Origin of the sequence: Micromonospora sp. WMMA1923, from assembly GCF_049179195.1 — a bacterium.
Classification (GTDB): Bacteria; Actinomycetota; Actinomycetes; order Mycobacteriales; family Micromonosporaceae; genus Micromonospora; species Micromonospora yangpuensis.
Window position 1 is genome coordinate 316,311 of record NZ_JBMHLZ010000001.1, and the last position, 14,992, is coordinate 331,302.

A 14,992-nucleotide genomic window follows, 5' to 3' on the forward strand; every position below is an offset into this window, starting at 1 on the left:
CCCGAACCTACCGGCTGATCCTCGGCGGTGGATCGTCGCCACGACGCCGACGCCGGACCACGTACGCCCACGCTCCGCCGCCCACCACCAACACCCCGAGCGTGACCAGACCGCGCACCGTCGACCCGTCGCTGCCCGCCCCCCGACCATCCGCCACCGGCCCGGCCGCCGTCGAGGTCGGTCCCCGACCCGCCGACGCATCCGCCGTCGGCAGTGCCGACCAAGACGGGGGTACGTCTGCCGTCAGCGCCGCCACCAGATCGATCACCCCATACCCGTACTGGTCGTCCCGACCGGGCGGCCCCTTGTCGACAGCGGTGTAGGTGAGCCGGTGTACGACCTCACGTGCCGGCAGCGACGGGTACTTCGCCCGAATCAACGCCACCGCCCCCGCCACAATCGCAGTGGCCCCGCTGGTGCCGGTTCCCTTCGAGTACTTGCCCTGGTAGCTGGTGCTGTAGAGGTCGACAGCGGGCGCAACCACATCGATCTCCGGCCCGGTAACCGAAACAGTTGCGTGGTTGCCCTCCCGATCGATGCCTCCCACCGCAACGACGCCGGGTTCGCTGGCCGGGTACCCGACGAAAGAGTCGTCAGGTCGGTTGCCTGCGGCAGCTACAACGATGATATTCGATTGCTGGGCGGTTCTCAGGGAGGTTTCCAGTCGGGTGTTTGTCCCAGATACCGCGGACACGCTGATTACATCAGCACCGTTCGCTATCGCCCACTCGATGCTGTCGGCCAGGTATTCAATATCTCCCCCCTTGTTATCCATCTTGGCCCGTATAGGGAGTATGCTAGCTTTCGGCGCGATTCCTAGCGCTCCCAGGTTTGCTCCTCTGCCATGTGCTGCCACAAGGCCCGCCATTGAGGTGCCATGGCCTGACTTGTCCGCCCGGCCATCGTCAATACCTGAAATGATATCTGTGCCTCGGAGTAGATTTTCGCGCAGGTCAGGATGAGGATCAACGCCGGTATCCGGGATGGCTACGGTGACCCCTTCGCCCTGGGTGATTCGGTGAGCCTCGGTGGCCTTGAGATAATTAAGATGCCACTGGTCGGACCGGACACGTTCAGAGCCATCGGAGGCTGAAGAAGCGTGCCCGGCTGTCGTTAATAAACTGATTGCCAGGATCGGGATCAGTGCGGCGAGTAGCCAATTCGTGCAAAGTCTCACCGGTTGAGGCCGATAGCCGGACCAGGGTCTATTGGCCCATCCTCGTCCGGCGGGCGAACCACTGGTGCTACCCCTTGCTCGGTCTCCCACGGATGGTCCGGATCCCAGTGTCGCGACGTCGTTTCATCCTGCTCTCGACGCACTGACCGGACGGGAGTGCCACCAAGACCGGTGGGACCGCTGAAAGCCGGGGCACCACCGACCGGTGGCATGCCGCCGAACTGAGAGCTGCGCCCGACCCCAGGGCGCGACCCGGCTCCTCCGGTTGGTGAAGTGCCAGCACTTCCACCACCGATCAAGCCCCCGATGGGATTGACCCGGCGAGGCGGAATGCTGCCGGCGCCCGTCTGGCCAAGCCCCATCCCAGGGGGGCCACCAATCACCCCGCCTGGTGGCATTGGGCGCGGTGGAGTGGGCGCTGAGCTGTTAATGTGCCCAGCCACTGGGCGCCCGACTGGTCCAGGGTGACCGTTGATTGGAACGGATGTGCCGCCCCGGACAGGCGGAATTCCGGGTGGCCCTATTGGGGGGATACCGAGCCCTGATCCGGGCGGTATCGGTGACACTGATGGCGTGATGCCGAGAGGGCTGGGGGTTGATGGGGTCGGGGGCGTTACCGTCCCGCTGCCGACGCCGCCGAGCACAGGGCCGATACCGGGCGGAGTGGGCATAGGAGCGGTCACACCGAGTACGGGACTGGTTGAGTTTATTGCGGGCATCGCTACTGGTTGGGCTGCCGTCGAAGGTCTTCTGACTGGCTTACTGCCAGGTGGTGTCATCGGAACCGGCACGATCGGCGGGATGACCGGCGATGAAGAGTCGGGATACGGGTTTGCGCCGTCCACTTGCCTGCCGGGCCATGATTTTGGAAGGGGTGGTTTTTGGAGCATTACCTGGGCGTGTTGGAGTTCGCTGCCGAGCCCCGACATCATGCGGCGGGCCTGTGAGTTCAGTGCCTCCAGGTCGGCGTCGCTGACCGGTGGCCGTGCCGGTAGGCGGCTTCCCGCCACCGCCTTCGGATCGGCGACCATCGTCTCGTACGCCTGCTTGTCCTGGCTCTTCGCGACGTACTGGTCGTAGATCTTCTTCAGGTCGTTGCGGGTGGTGGTGATGGCCTGGGTCGCGGCGGAGAGCGCGGTGTAGTTCGCGGCGGCGGCGTCGTGGGTGCGCTGCACCCGGTCGATCAGATCGTCCAGCTCGCCGAGGTAGGCGCGGGCGGCGGCGTTGGTCTCGGGCGGCCAGGCCTGGGCCAGGCCGCGACGGTACTCGTGCAGTCGACCGAGGTGGGTGGTGGCCAGGTCACAGACCTTGCGCCAGCCGGCGACCTGCTGCCACTGGGTGGTGGTGTCCTGGTCCTGCAGGCAGGCCCACATGTTCGGCACGCTCATCAGGTGCCAGTCGGTGAGCCCGGCGGTGCGTCCGCCGCCCCGCTCGATCATGGGAGCACCACCGGGCCGGCATCGTCGGGGCCGGTGGGGTCGACCAGTCGGGGCGCGGGGACGGGCAGCGCGGGAGTGTGCGCGCCGGCAAGGGCCTGTTCGACGTCACCTACCCGGGCGGCCGAGAAGGCGTCGGTCTTCTCGTACTCCCGGGCGACCGTGCCGGCGGCCTGGGCGAGCCGGCCGGTCATCCCGCCCACGGCGTAGACCGTGTCGGTGGTGGCCTGCTGGGTCTCGTGATGGGCCCGGAGGAAGTGGACCAGCTCGATGAACGCGTCGCAGGGATTCGGCAGCTTCGCCTGCATGTCGTGGGCGATGTACGCCAGGTGCGGTGCGTAGTTCTTCTGCACCTCGGCTTCGAGCTTCACCGCGAACTCGCGCAGCTGGCGGATGTCGGCCTCGATGCTGCCGTAGCCGCTCAACCAGGAAGCTGGGCGGTCCTCCTCCGGGATCATCGACCCTCCCCATGCGTCACGGCATCGTCTCCCTGAGTGAGATTAGCCGCTCCCAGGTGGCCCGTCAGCCCCGCATCCCGGTGTCTCAGCGGGGCAGGCCGGAGGCGCGCCACCCGCCGGTGCCGCGGGTCGCACCGGCCGGGTGGGCGCTGCGGGCCCAGGCGGACGCGGTGGGCCGGACGGGCGGGGCGCTCGGACGGGACCGGGCCGCGAGCACGCCCACCAGGGCGACCAGTTCCTCGTCGCTCGGCACGCCCCGGACCACGCGGAACAGCGGCTCTTCGGATGACATGGCATCAGGGTACGCGTCGTCCTGCCGACCTTTGTGGCACAGTGGCGTGCCGCCGGTGTGAGCGTCGCACCCGCCGGGTACCGTCTCTGGCGATGTCTGACGCGCTGCCCCAACTTGTCGCCAACCGGTACCGGCTCATGTCGCCGCTCGGTCAGGGCGGCATGGGACGGGTGTGGAAGGCCCGCGACGAGGTGCTGCACCGGGACGTCGCGATCAAGGAGTTGGTCCCGCCGCCCAGTCTCACCGACGAGGAGCGTCGGGAGATGCGGGAGCGTTCGCTCCGGGAGGCGCGGGCCATCGCCCGCCTCAACAACATCAACGTGGTACGCATCTTCGACGTGCTGCGCACCGACGGCGACCCGTGGATCGTCATGGAGTACGTCGCCTCGAAGTCGTTGCAGGACACCCTCGCCGAGGACGGTCCGGTGACACCGGCGCGGGCGGTCGAGATCGGGCTGGGCGTGCTCGGCGCGCTGAAGGCGGCGCACAAGGCCGGCGTGATGCACCGGGACGTCAAGCCCGGCAACGTGCTGCTCGGCACCGACGGTCGGGTGGTGCTCACCGACTTCGGGCTGGCGACGATTCCCGGCGACCCCAACGTGACCCGGACCGGCATGGTGCTCGGCTCACCGGCGTACATCGCTCCGGAGCGGGCCCGCGACGGCACGGCCGGGCCGGAGGCCGACCTCTGGTCGCTGGGCGCGACGCTCTACGCCGCGGTCGAGGGCAAGTCGCCGTACGCGCGGCCGTCGGCGATCGCCACGTTGGCGGCGCTGGCCACCGAGCCGATGCCGCCGGCGAAGAACGCCGGTCCGCTCAAGGCGGTGCTGAACGGTCTGCTCCGCAAGGACCCGGCGCAACGCATCGACGCCGAGGTCGCCGAGCGCCTGCTGCGCCGCGCCCGGGGCAAGCGGACCCGGACGATCGCGCTGCTCGACGGGGTACGTCGGCCGGGGCCGAACGGTCCGCGGGAGCCGCGTCCCCTGGTGGTGCCGGCCCCGCGCCCGGAGCCGCCATCCGCGAGCACGCCGCCGACGAAGCAACCGCCCGCAACCACGCAACCGCCCGTGGCCAGGCCGACGTCACCGGCCCCCCGGTCCACGACGGGTGCCGTCGCCGGCGCGGCAGCCGGAGACGCCACCGCCAGGGTTCCCGCTCCGACCGGGCCGACGGACGCGGTCGACGCCACCGCGAAGATGCCGCCCGGTGGCGCGGCCGACGCCACCGCGAAGATGCCGCCCGGCGGCGCGGGCGACGCCACCGCGAAGATGCCGCCCGGCGGCGCGGCCGACGACAAGACGACGGCTCTGACCAACGGGGATACCGACCGCACGACCGCAGCGGCCCCGACCACCGGCGACGACTCCGCCGCCGCGGCCAGCGGGAGGAAGACGACCGGCGCCGCCGGTACGGCCGGTGGCAAGGCTGCCGGTGGTGCGGTGGCCGGTGCCGGTACGGCTGGCGGATCGGACGCGGCCGGCGGTTCGGAGGCGGTCGGAGACACGACGGCCGGTGCCGAGGCTGGCGCCGTCGATCCGGCCGGCGGTGCGGCCACGACCAAGCTGCCCTCGCCGGATGCCGCCGGAAAGACCGGTGCGACCAACTCGATCGGCGCCGCCGGCGCGGCGGGTGCCGCCGCCGACGTCGCGGCGACCGCCAAGGTGGACCTGCCGACGACCGGCGGGGCGTCGACCGACGGCACCGGCAGCGGATCGCCGGGCGGGTCGGCCGGGCCGTCGGCGAAGCGGGCTCCGGTCGGCTCCGCTCAGACCAACCCGACCTCGGTGCTGCCCCCGGCCACCTCGTCGTCCGGGCGGGCCCCGGTGCGGCCCGGCGTGGCGGCCGAGCCGACCGACAAGCGGCGCAATCTGCTGATCGGCGTGGTGGCGGTGGTGCTGCTGATCGCGGTCGCGGTGGCGGTGCCGCTGTTGAACTCCGGCGACACCGAGAGCCCGCCGAACGAGCAGGCGGCCGGCACCAATGCCGTGCCGACCGCCGCGTCCGAGCCGGCCGCTCCCGCACCCACCAGCGCCGCACCGAGCCCGTCCGCCAGTCCGAGTGTCTCGCCCAGCCCGTCCGCGCCCAGTCCGACGCCGAGCGCCCCGGCGCAGCCGGGTCTGCCGGCCGGCTGGAAACTGCACCGGGACCCGGCCGGCTTCAGCGTGCCGCTGCCCGACGGTTGGCGGCGCAGCAGCCCGGGCCGCAACACCGTCGTCTTCACCGAGCCCGGCGGGGTGGGTGAGCTGCTCATCCAGTGGACCAGCAGCCCGCAGGAGGACGCGGTCGCGGACTGGCGGGCACAGGAGCCGAACCGGAAGAACTTCGTCCGCAACTACCAGTACATCGACATCAAGCGCTGCGACTACTACATCACCTGTGCCGACTGGGACTGGCGGGAGACCCGCGACGACACCCGGATCCGGGTCCGCAACCGGGGCTTCGCCACCGCCAGTAACCGTGGGTACGCCATCCGCTTCGAGGTCGCCGACCGGGACTGGTCGGCTCAGCTGGCCAACTTCGATCTGATCACCAAGGGCTTCGTGCCGGATCGCAAGGACTGACGCCGGGAATCGCACCGAGCGTGACATTCACGCATGGGTCGTACCCCAGCTGGGTATCTCATCTCCTGAGGACGGAAGGAGGTGCGACCGATGAGTTACCGAAACCGGGCCAGCAAACCCTGCGTGGCCCTCTGGATGCTCATGGCGCTGCTGCTGGTCGCCGCCGGGATACCCACAATGATCGCCCTGCTCGGTGCCATCACCGCGACGCTCGTCGTGTTGTCCGGCTGGCTGCTGGTACGCCGCGGCGGCCTGGCCCGGACCGAGACGTCCGCAGCCCCGCTGCCCGCCCGCCGTCGGGCCTGACCCCCCGCACGTAACGCCTGTCGAGTCAGGTGTTGTTGGCCAGGGCGATCAGGCGGGTGCGGTCGCCGTTCCAGTTGTTGCGGTCGACGCCACCGCTGATGCCGGAGACGCTGCCCGAGTCGGTGTACTGCCAGAAGCTCCAGACCGACGCACCGGCCGGCAGCGCACCCGGGGTGCTGGACCAGCGGGCCAGCCAGAGTGGATGGTTGGCCCACGGTCCGGTCCAGCTGCCGGTGCACTGGTTCCACCAGCTCGTGGTGGTGTAGATGACCGCGTACCGGCCGGTGCGCGAGCGGTAGGTGGTCAGGAAGTCCTGGATCCAGCTGCGCATCGCGGTGGTGCTCAGGCCGTAACAGGTGCCGCCCGCGTACGGGTTGGCCTCGACGTCGAGGGCCGCCGGCAGGGTCCGGCTGTCTGCCGACCAGGCACCGCCGCTGCCGGCCAGGAAGTTCGCCTGGGTCGCCCCGGAGGAGACGTTCGGCCGGGCGAAGTGGTACGCCCCCCGGATCACCCCGGCGTTGTACGAGTTGACGTAGTTCGTGTTGAAGTTCGGGTCCCGGTAGGTCGTACCCTCGGTTGCCTTGATGAAGGCGAACTGGACGCCGGAGTTACGGACGCTCGTCCAGTTGATCGCTCCCTGGTAGTGGGAGATGTCGATGCCGGGTGTGGTGGCCGCCGCCGCCGGGCCGCCGGTGACGACGAGCGCTGCGGCGCTGGTGGCGAGCGCGGCGAGGCCGGCAGCGAACAGTCGGCCCAGCGATGATCCGGTACGGAGCATGGTCCCTCCCCAGGAACGCCTGTCATAGACGTCCATCTTTGGAGGAGGGTTGCCTGTCACGCAATAGATGACGACAGATTTTACGGCGCGGACACGAGGGTCAGCGCAGCGTGGCCGGGTCGATCCGCCAGCGGAACGGCTCGGTGACGCAGAGCTCCTCGCCCGCCTTGGCCACCTGGTCCTCGACGTAGTGGTCGCCGGTCAGCCGGAACAGGCGCAGCGAGTGACTGTCGCCGTCCTGCTCGGCCAGCAGGTACCAGGGAATCCGGGCGATCGCGTAGAGCTGCATCTTGAGCACCCGGTCGGCGGCGGCATCGCCGGGCGAGACGATCTCACCGAGTCACCGGCCGCCACCTCCGACTCCGCTCACCACCCGGTCAGTCTCCCGTACCCGGATCCGGTGGGTTGGCAGTGACACCCGACCAGGCGGGTAGGCTCGCGGGCCATGCCCCTGATCGACGGCCTGACCTCCCTCTGGGACCGGTTGCTCAGCGCCCAGCCCGACCCGCCGCAGTGGCTGGTGCTGCTCACCGCCGCCGTGGCCCTGGTGGTGGTCGCCACCCGGTTGCCGTGGCGGATCGCCCGCAACACCATCACCATCGCCCACGAGGGCGGACACGCCCTGGTCGCCCTGCTCACCGGCCGGAAGCTGCGCGGCATCCGGCTGCACTCGGACACCTCGGGGTTGACCCTCTCGGCCGGCCGCCCGTCCGGGCCGGGGATGGTGCTCACCCTGCTGGCCGGGTACGTCGCGCCGTCGCTTGTCGGGTTGGCCGGTGCCTGGCTGCTCGGCGGCAACCGGATCACGCTGCTGCTCTGGGTCGCGGTCGCCTTGCTGCTGGCCATGCTGCTGCTGATCCGCAACGTCTTCGGCGTGGTGTCCCTGCTGGTCACCGGCGGGGTGGTGCTCGCCGTCAGTTGGTACGCCTCCCCGCAGGTGCAGGCCGCGTTCGCCTGGACCGGAGTGTGGTTCCTGCTGTTCGGCGGCGTACGACCGGTGGCCGAGCTGCAGCGGATGCGTACCTGGGGTCGGATGCCGGAGTCCGACGCGGACCAGCTGGCCCGGCTGACCCCGTTCCCGGCGCTGTTCTGGGTGGCCCTTTTCGCCCTGGTCAACCTGCTGGCCCTGGCCGTCGGCGCGGCTCTGCTGGCCGGCCCGGTGCTGAACGCCGCCGGCCTCACCGGCTGACCGCCGGTCCGCACAGATCTCTTCGACAGCCGGTCGGTGCGTGCCGAAGGTCGACGCGGATCGAACTGCCGGCAACCATCCCGCTACGTCACGCGTGTCACCTGTGAGGCGACACGGGGAGGTAGCAGGTGGCTGACGTCGAAGGGTTCGACGAGTTCTATCGCGGCAGCAGACAACGGCTCCTCGGCTTCGTGTACGCGCTCACCGGGAACCTCGCCGAGGCGCAGGACGCCGTGCAGGAGGCGTACATCCGGGCCTGGCAGCGTTGGTCGACGGTGAGCGGGTACGAGGATCCGGAGGCCTGGACCCGGGTGGTCGCCTCCCGGGTCGCGGTGAGCCGCTGGCGCAGCCTGCGCAGCCGGGCCCGCGCCTACCTGCGGCACGGGGCCGTCGAATCCGTCGCCGCCCCGAGCACCGACACCGTCGCGGTGGTCGCCGCCCTGCGCCGGCTGCCCGAGGAACAGCGCGTCGCCCTCGCCCTGTACTACCTGATCGGCATGCCGGTCGCCGAGGTGGCCCGGGAGACCGAGGCCCCCGTCGGCACGGTGAAGGCCCGGCTGCACCGCGGCCGGGCGGCATTGGCTGACCTGCTCGCTGTTTCCGACCTGGAGGAGGTCACCGATGCGTGAGAACCTGTCGCTCGTCGCCCAGATGCAACGCGACCTGCGCGACGTGCGGTGGCCGGAACCAGCGGAGATCCGGGATCGGGCCCGCCGGCGCAGCCGTCGGAGGGCGGCGGTGGTGGCCGCCATCGTCGTGGCGGTCGCCGTGGGCTCCGCCAAGGCGGTGGTGGGCGGGCCCGGCCGGGACGTGGTCGTGCCAACGGGGGTCGACCGGCCACCCTCCACCGCTGCGGCGGCCCCGGCGAGGCGGGTCGAATTCTCCCCGGCGGCGCTGCTGACGTCGAGCGACGTACGGGTGCCGACCAACCTGCGGCTCGGGGAGTCGGGGATGGGTAAACCGGTCCGGTTGGACGGGCTGTTGGAAAGCTGCCTGGACGAGCGGGGACTGCCGCCCCGACCGGAGTCCCGCTACTCCCGCTCGCAGACCCTGCTGCAGACCGACCCCGGTGCCGGCCCCGGGGCGACCGGTACGGTGGTGGTCAGCCAGGACCTCTACCGGCTCGCCCCGGCGGAGGCCAACGGCTTCTTTGTCGAGCTGGAGCAGGGCGTGGCCGCCTGCGGCGGCTGGGCGTCGGAGGGCGGTGAGTTCTCCGACAACGGCACCCTCCACCTCGTGCGGTCGACGCACTCCTGGCAGGTCGCCGCCCGCGGCTTCGCCGGGACGGAGGCGGTGCTGCTGCGGTACAGCGGGTCCCGCTCACCGAAGGTGGGCCGGGACACTCCCGCCAACTTTGAGTCCCCGACCGATGTCACGGTCATCGTCCGGGTCGGCGATCTGGTCAGCGTCATCGTGCCGGCACCCGACCTCGGCGTGGACCGCCCGGAGGCGGGCAAACTGGTCAGCCGGGAACGGCTGCTCGCCCTGGGCCGGGCGGCCGCCGACCGGATGTGCCTGGCCGCCAACCCGGAGTGCCGCTGACCCCACGCAGCCCCCGCGCGGCCCCCGCCAGCCCCCACGCGGCCCCCGCGCGGCCCATGCCGGCCCCCCCGCGCGCTGATCGGCGCGGCGGCGGGTCGCCCCGGACCGAGTGTTTGGAGGGGCCCCTTCCTATACAGAAAGCGTTAACAGGGGGCCCTTCCTTACACCTAGAGGGGGATGTTGCCGTGTTTTTTGGGGGGGAGGGTCTCGCGCTTGGTGCGCAGGATCCGTAGTGCCCGGACGATCTGGGTACGCGTCTCGTGCGGCGGGATCACCGAGTCGACATAGCCCCGCTCGGCGGCCACGTACGGGTTGGCCAGGGTGTCCTCGTACTCGGCGATCTTCTCGGCCCGGACGGCGGCCGGGTCCTCGGCGTTGGCCAGCTCCTGCCGGTAGAGGATGTTCACCGCGCCCTGGGCCCCCATCACCGCGATCTGGGCGGTGGGCCAGGCGAAGTTCAGGTCCGCGCCGAGGTGCTTGGAGCCCATCACGTCGTACGCCCCGCCGTAGGCCTTACGGGTGATCACGGTGACCTTCGGCACGGTGGCCTCGGCGTACGCGTAGATCAGCTTCGCGCCCCGGCGGATGATGCCGTCCCACTCCTGTCCGGTGCCGGGCAGGAAGCCGGGGACGTCCACGAAGGTCAGCACCGGGATGTTGAAGGCGTCGCAGGTGCGCACGAAGCGGGCGGCCTTCTCCGAGGCGGCGATGTCCAGGGTGCCGGCGAAGTGCATCGGCTGGTTGGCCACCACCCCGACCGGGCGGCCCTCGACCCGGCCGTAGCCGATCACGATGTTCTGCGCGTAGAGCGGCTGCACCTCCAGGAACTCGCCGTCGTCGAGGACGTGCTCGATCACCTGGAGTATGTCGTACGGCTGGTTGGCCGAGTCCGGGATCAGCGTGTCCAACTCCCGGTCGGTGTCGGTCACCGCCAGGGTGGCGGGGGCGTCGAGCACCACCGGCTCGTCGAGGTTGTTCGACGGCAGGTACGACAGCAGCGCCTTGACGTACTCGACCGCGTCGGACTCGTCGCTGGCCAGGTAGTGGGCGTTGCCGCTGCGGGTGTTGTGGGTACGCGCCCCGCCGAGCTCCTCCATCGCCACGTCCTCGCCGGTGACCGTCTTGATCACGTCGGGGCCGGTGATGAACATGTGCGAGGTCTGGTCGACCATCACGGTGAAGTCGGTGACCGCCGGGGAGTAGACCGCACCGCCCGCGCACGGCCCCATCACCAGGGAGATCTGCGGGATCACCCCGGAGGCGCGCACGTTGCGGAAGAAGATCTCCCCGTACAGGCCGAGGCTGACCACGCCCTCCTGGATCCGGGCGCCGCCGGAGTCGTTGATGCCGACCACCGGGCAGCCGATCTTCATGGCCAGCTCCATCACCTTGACGATCTTCTGCCCGAAGACCTCGCCGAGGGAGCCACCGAAGACCGTGAAGTCCTGGGCGAAGACGCAGACCTGCCGGCCGTCGACGGTGCCGTACCCGGTGATGACGCCGTCACCGTAGGGGCGGGTCCGGTCCAGGCCGAAGTTGGTGGACCGGTGCCGGGCGAGCTCGTCCAGCTCGACGAAGGAGTCCGGGTCGAGCAGCAGCTCGATCCGCTCCCGGGCGGTCTTCTTGCCTCGGGCGTGTTGCTTCTCCACCGCCCGCGCCGAGCCGGCGTGCACCGCCTCGTCGACCCGTCGCTCCAGGTCCGCCAGCTTGCCCTCTGTGCTGTGGATGTCGATCCCGGTCTCGGTAGTCACCCTGGGAATATAACGATGGTTCAGCCGGTCGGGGCTGTGCAGTTCGCCTCAGCACCCCACGGGCGTGGATGCCCGGGCGATCGCCGTGAAGCCCGGCCGTAGGCTGACCGGATGCCCGGCTCGCCGTACACCGACCTGGACCGACCGCCGTTGTCCGCGGCCCGGCTGCGGCGGGCGCTGATCGCCCCGCACGGGCCGTGGCGTCGGCTGGAGCTGCGGGTCCAGACCCCGTCCACCAACGCCGAGGTCGCCGACGCGGCCCGGGCCGGTGAACCGGAGGGGCTCGTGGTGACCGCCGAGCAGCAGACCGCCGGCCGTGGTCGCCGCGGTCGGACCTGGCAGTCGCCGCCGCGGGCCGGGATCGCGGCCAGCGTCCTGCTCCGGCCCGGCGTGGCCGTCACCGAACGCAACTGGCCGCCGGCACCACCGGCCGGGTACGGCTGGCTGCCGCTGCTCGCCGGGGTGGCGCTGGTGGAGGCGGTGGCCCGGCTGGCCGAGCTGGACGCCGGCCTGAAGTGGCCGAACGACCTGCTGGTCAACGGGGCCAAGTGCGCCGGGGTGCTGGCCGAGGCGGTGCCGGCCACCGCGCCGACCGCGCCACCGGCCGTGGTGGTCGGCATGGGCCTCAACGTCACGCTGCGCGCCGACGAGCTGCCGGTGAACCCGACCGGACTGCCGGCCACCTCGTTGCAGCTCGCCGGGGCGACGGCCACCGACCGGGACCCGCTGCTGCGGGCGCTGCTGCGGAGCTTCGCCGAGTGGTACGACCGCTGGCGGCGCGCCGGTGGGGACGCCGTGGCCAGCGGCCTTCGGGAGGCCTACCTCGACGCCTGTCACACCGTCGGCCGTCCGGTACGGGTCCTGCTGCCCGGCGGCGAGGAGCTGACCGGCGAGGCCACCGGCGTGGACGCCGACGGCCAGCTGCTGGTGGCCACCGCCACCGGCGAGCGCCGACTCGCCGCCGGTGACGTCCTGCACCTGCGCTGATCCCACCACCTCCGGTAGCGGGTCGAGCCGGTCCTCGTGGCAAGAACCTGGAAACAGTGCCGTTGCCGGGCGCGGTGGCCACTCGTTCCGGAAAACTGCCCGGCGGGGATCGGCCGCGTGGGTGAGGCGGTTGCTGGCGGTGGGCGGTTACTGTCAGCGCGTCCCGTTCTGCGAGGAGGTCGTACGTGGCGTTTCCCGATGACGTGCTCATCGAGGATGAGCAGGTCGTGCTGCACCTGCATCCGCACTGGCGGGCGTTGATCCGCCCGGTCGCGGTCGTGGTGGCCGCCGTGGCGGTGGTGGTGGCCGGCGGGATCCTGCTGCCGGCCGACGGTGGCCGGATCGTCTGGTACGTGCTGATCGGCCTGGCCCTGCTGGCGGTGCTCAGGCTGGCCGGCTGGCCGTTCCTGGTCTGGCAGACCACCCACTATCTCTTCACCGACCAGCGGGTGCTGCTGCAGCACGGGGTCTTCTCCCGGGACCGGCGGGACATCCCGCTGGCCCGGATCAACGACCACTCGATGAGCCAACGGCTGGTCGAGCGGATGTTCGGGTGCGGCACCCTGACCATCGAGTCGGCCGGGGAGCGGGGCCAGTCGGTGCTTGTCGACGTGCCCCGGGTCGGGCAGGTGCAGACCCGGCTCTACGAGCTGATCGAGGCCGACCACGACCGCCGGACCCTGGACGACGGTGAGCTGCGGGAGATCCTCGCCGAGAACGGCGAACGCGAGTCCTCGGGTGGCCCACGCCCCAGCCGACGCCCCCCGGGCGAGCCCGTTCCGGCGGACGGACCCTAGGTGCTGCCGCGGATCACCGACGGGGCGAGCGGCGGTTGCCGGCGGGCAGTCCGGCGGTGAGTTCGGCCTCGATCTCCCGGCTCAGGGCCTCCGGTAGGTGTGGATCGAGCGGCAGCGGTCGGCCCTGGACCGGCGTGGCGTACGCCACGCCGGTTGGGGCCGGGGGAGGAGCCTGCCGGACCGGGGCGACCTGCTCCGCCTCGGCCTGCTCGGTGACCGACTCGGCCAGCTCGGCGACCGGGTCCATGCCGGCCATGGTGTCCCACTCGTCGCGCGGGATGACCGGTGGCCTCGCCCCGGGGTCGGCCGGGGCGGCCTGGAAGACGAAGGTCCGGTAGGACCAGAACCGGAACAGGGTGGCCAGCACCACGCCGACGGTCTTGGCGACGTTCAGCGCGAGCAGGCCGTGAACGCCCAGGCCGTACTTGGCGGCAGCCAGGACGCCCAGCTCGATGAACAGGCCGGTGGCGTTGAACAGGAAGAAAAGGGCGTATTCCCGACGCATCGCCGATTTCGGGCGATCCCGGTACGTCCAGTGCCGATTCATCAGGTACGACGTGATCGTCGCCACGATGGTCGCCACCACGGTCGCCTTCAGCTGGCCGCCGACGAAGACCGTCAGTGCGAGCGCGTTGAACACCGCGTAATTGATGACGGTGTTGACGCCGCCGACGATGCCGAATTTGAGCGCCTCAGGGACGAACTTCTGCCAACGCTCAGGCAGCAATCGGACAAGACGCATGCGAAACACCTTAGGCGAGTGGGGTGGGCCCGCAGCGGGCCGGCCGGACGAGGTGGGCGGACTCTCACGCCCCGGACTCTCGGTCACGCTTCGTATCCGTGACCTGTGGTGTTCCCGCTTCGACGAAGACGAACCGCCGGTACGACCAGAAGCGGAAGAGGGTGCCGAGGCCGGTGCCGACGACGAAGCTGGCGATGTTGTCGGCCAGCGGGGTCTGGAACACGCTCGGCCAGACGCTGCCCAACCCGTACCGGCTGATCGCCAGGCAGGCCACCGCGATGCCGAGGCCCACGGTGTTGAAGAAGAAGAAGAGCGCGTACTCCCGGGCCGGGTTGGAGCGCTGGCGGTGCCGCCAGGTCCAGAACCGGTTGCCGAGGAAGGCGATCGTCGCCGCGGTCACGGTGGAGATCGTCTTCGCGGTGACCTGCTCGACCCCGCGCACCGTGGTGAGGTAGTTGAAGAGCGCGAAGTCGATGAGGAACGCGATCCCACCCACGGTGGCGAACTTGCTCAGCTCCCGGACGAGGTGCCCGAACCGGTCGATGAGGGCGCCGACCAGCCCAGGGCGGGTCGGTGGGGCGTCGGACTGCCCGCCGGTCATCGTCGCGGCCACGCGCTGAGCCTACCGGTTGCATGCGACTCCGACGGGTAAGCACGTGCCGACCGGTACGGGGGCGTCGGAGGGTGGCTCGGCGTGGGATCGCCGTCCGGCAACGTCGACGAACGGAGCGTGACCGAATGTGAGCTGATCAACTGGTTGCCCGCGAAACGCAAAGGTGTCCGGTCCCACATCAGACGGGAGGTGGACCGAAGGATTTGCGTGAAACTGCGCGTGAAAGCGGGTATCAGATCGAGATACCGCAACCTGGCCGCACCTTGTGCAGTTCTTCACAAGCGGTATCACTGACTCGCGGCGCAGTCCGGTTTAGTCTGAGCCCAATCCCAGGTTTCACGATGGCGACGCGGCTCGCGTCAG

15 protein-coding genes and 1 pseudogene are annotated in these 14,992 nt (G+C 70.7%); 7 read left to right on the forward strand and 9 right to left on the reverse strand.

All coding sequences use genetic code 11. From position 1 onward, the window contains the following. Nucleotides 1-7: 7 nt before the first annotated feature. From ACN28G_RS01515 to ACN28G_RS01530, 4 genes are all read right to left on the reverse strand, one after another. On the reverse strand, nucleotides 8-1,144 hold the full coding sequence (locus ACN28G_RS01515; RefSeq protein WP_421480840.1) for a S8 family serine peptidase: 1,137 nt from the start codon (nucleotides 1,142-1,144) through the stop codon (nucleotides 8-10). Nucleotides 1,145-1,173: 29 nt separating this feature from the next. Further along, complete coding sequence (locus tag ACN28G_RS01520; protein WP_421478213.1) at nucleotides 1,174-2,616, reverse strand: hypothetical protein; 1,443 nt, start codon at nucleotides 2,614-2,616, stop codon at nucleotides 1,174-1,176. After that, the gene (locus ACN28G_RS01525; protein WP_091434702.1) at nucleotides 2,613-3,071 is read right to left on the reverse strand and encodes a hypothetical protein; all 459 of its coding nucleotides are present in this window, start codon (nucleotides 3,069-3,071) and stop codon (nucleotides 2,613-2,615) included. The genes ACN28G_RS01520 and ACN28G_RS01525 overlap by 4 nt, the downstream gene beginning before the upstream one ends. Before the next feature lie 85 nt (nucleotides 3,072-3,156). Beyond that, nucleotides 3,157-3,363 carry an acyl-CoA carboxylase subunit epsilon gene (locus ACN28G_RS01530; RefSeq protein WP_091434704.1) on the reverse strand — a complete coding sequence of 69 codons (207 nt, stop codon included), beginning with the start codon at nucleotides 3,361-3,363 and terminating at the stop codon, nucleotides 3,157-3,159. 92 nt (nucleotides 3,364-3,455) lie between these two features. Here ACN28G_RS01530 and ACN28G_RS01535 point away from each other — a divergent pair. Then, a pseudogene (locus ACN28G_RS01535) lies at nucleotides 3,456-4,844 on the forward strand (protein kinase domain-containing protein); the annotation flags it as partial. Between the two features lie 1,170 nt (nucleotides 4,845-6,014). Then, on the forward strand, nucleotides 6,015-6,230 hold the full coding sequence (locus tag ACN28G_RS01540) for a hypothetical protein (protein ID WP_139135585.1): 216 nt from the start codon (nucleotides 6,015-6,017) through the stop codon (nucleotides 6,228-6,230). 25 nt (nucleotides 6,231-6,255) lie between these two features. On the opposite strand, the gene ACN28G_RS01545 is transcribed toward ACN28G_RS01540, so the two are convergent. Both ACN28G_RS01545 and ACN28G_RS01550 read right to left on the reverse strand, forming a co-directional pair. Continuing rightward, the gene (locus ACN28G_RS01545) at nucleotides 6,256-7,008 is read right to left on the reverse strand and encodes a GH25 family lysozyme (RefSeq protein WP_421478214.1); all 753 of its coding nucleotides are present in this window, start codon (nucleotides 7,006-7,008) and stop codon (nucleotides 6,256-6,258) included. Nucleotides 7,009-7,108: 100 nt separating this feature from the next. Beyond that, nucleotides 7,109-7,339, reverse strand: a complete 231-nt coding sequence (locus ACN28G_RS01550; RefSeq protein WP_268239633.1) for a Uma2 family endonuclease — start codon at nucleotides 7,337-7,339, stop codon at nucleotides 7,109-7,111. Nucleotides 7,340-7,453: 114 nt separating this feature from the next. On the opposite strand from ACN28G_RS01550, the gene ACN28G_RS01555 reads away from it, so the two are divergent. The 3 genes from ACN28G_RS01555 (at nucleotide 7,454) to ACN28G_RS01565 (ending at nucleotide 9,739) form a co-directional block, all read left to right on the forward strand. After that, on the forward strand, nucleotides 7,454-8,197 hold the full coding sequence (locus tag ACN28G_RS01555; RefSeq protein ID WP_091434712.1) for a M50 family metallopeptidase: 744 nt from the start codon (nucleotides 7,454-7,456) through the stop codon (nucleotides 8,195-8,197). Between the two features lie 128 nt (nucleotides 8,198-8,325). After that, the gene (locus ACN28G_RS01560) at nucleotides 8,326-8,826 is read left to right on the forward strand and encodes a SigE family RNA polymerase sigma factor (protein ID WP_421478215.1); all 501 of its coding nucleotides are present in this window, start codon (nucleotides 8,326-8,328) and stop codon (nucleotides 8,824-8,826) included. Next, a complete protein-coding gene (locus ACN28G_RS01565) occupies nucleotides 8,819-9,739 on the forward strand; it encodes a hypothetical protein (protein ID WP_091434716.1) in 921 nt (306 codons plus the stop codon). Before ACN28G_RS01560 ends, ACN28G_RS01565 begins: the two co-directional genes overlap by 8 nt. Before the next feature lie 167 nt (nucleotides 9,740-9,906). Here ACN28G_RS01565 and ACN28G_RS01570 read toward each other — a convergent pair whose 3' ends face one another. After that, nucleotides 9,907-11,490 (reverse strand): acyl-CoA carboxylase subunit beta, encoded by a 1,584-nt coding sequence (locus tag ACN28G_RS01570; RefSeq protein ID WP_091434717.1) that lies wholly within the window; start codon nucleotides 11,488-11,490, stop codon nucleotides 9,907-9,909. A 111-nt stretch (nucleotides 11,491-11,601) separates the two neighbouring features. Between ACN28G_RS01570 and ACN28G_RS01575 the strand changes: the two genes are divergently transcribed. Together ACN28G_RS01575 and ACN28G_RS01580 are read left to right on the forward strand one after the other, a co-directional pair. Then, on the forward strand, nucleotides 11,602-12,477 hold the full coding sequence (locus tag ACN28G_RS01575) for a biotin--[acetyl-CoA-carboxylase] ligase (protein ID WP_421478216.1): 876 nt from the start codon (nucleotides 11,602-11,604) through the stop codon (nucleotides 12,475-12,477). 185 nt (nucleotides 12,478-12,662) lie between these two features. Further along, nucleotides 12,663-13,274 (forward strand): PH domain-containing protein, encoded by a 612-nt coding sequence (locus tag ACN28G_RS01580; RefSeq protein WP_091434721.1) that lies wholly within the window; start codon nucleotides 12,663-12,665, stop codon nucleotides 13,272-13,274. A gap of 13 nt (nucleotides 13,275-13,287) precedes the next feature. Here the strand turns inward: ACN28G_RS01580 and ACN28G_RS01585 are convergent, their stop codons facing one another. Beyond that, nucleotides 13,288-14,016 carry a GtrA family protein gene (locus ACN28G_RS01585; protein ID WP_421478217.1) on the reverse strand — a complete coding sequence of 243 codons (729 nt, stop codon included), beginning with the start codon at nucleotides 14,014-14,016 and terminating at the stop codon, nucleotides 13,288-13,290. A 64-nt stretch (nucleotides 14,017-14,080) separates the two neighbouring features. Beyond that, entirely contained in the window at nucleotides 14,081-14,617 is a 537-nt protein-coding gene (locus tag ACN28G_RS01590) for a GtrA family protein (protein WP_091445967.1), read from the reverse strand. Nucleotides 14,618-14,992 lie beyond the last annotated feature (375 nt).

Bases quoted from the DNA above. Each gene is read 5' to 3' on its own strand.
- ACN28G_RS01520 (WP_421478213.1), bottom strand. From the start codon at position 2,616: ATGATCGAGCGGGGCGGCGGACGCACCGCCGGGCTCACCGACTGGCAC.
- ACN28G_RS01525 (WP_091434702.1), bottom strand. From the start codon at position 3,071: ATGATCCCGGAGGAGGACCGCCCAGCTTCCTGGTTGAGCGGCTACGGC.
- ACN28G_RS01530 (WP_091434704.1), bottom strand. From the start codon at position 3,363: ATGTCATCCGAAGAGCCGCTGTTCCGCGTGGTCCGGGGCGTGCCGAGC.
- ACN28G_RS01540 (WP_139135585.1), top strand. From the start codon at position 6,015: ATGAGTTACCGAAACCGGGCCAGCAAACCCTGCGTGGCCCTCTGGATG.
- ACN28G_RS01545 (WP_421478214.1), bottom strand. From the start codon at position 7,008: ATGCTCCGTACCGGATCATCGCTGGGCCGACTGTTCGCTGCCGGCCTC.
- ACN28G_RS01555 (WP_091434712.1), top strand. From the start codon at position 7,454: ATGCCCCTGATCGACGGCCTGACCTCCCTCTGGGACCGGTTGCTCAGC.
- ACN28G_RS01565 (WP_091434716.1), top strand. From the start codon at position 8,819: ATGCGTGAGAACCTGTCGCTCGTCGCCCAGATGCAACGCGACCTGCGC.
- ACN28G_RS01575 (WP_421478216.1), top strand. From the start codon at position 11,602: ATGCCCGGCTCGCCGTACACCGACCTGGACCGACCGCCGTTGTCCGCG.
- ACN28G_RS01585 (WP_421478217.1), bottom strand. From the start codon at position 14,016: ATGCGTCTTGTCCGATTGCTGCCTGAGCGTTGGCAGAAGTTCGTCCCT.
- ACN28G_RS01590 (WP_091445967.1), bottom strand. From the start codon at position 14,617: ATGACCGGCGGGCAGTCCGACGCCCCACCGACCCGCCCTGGGCTGGTC.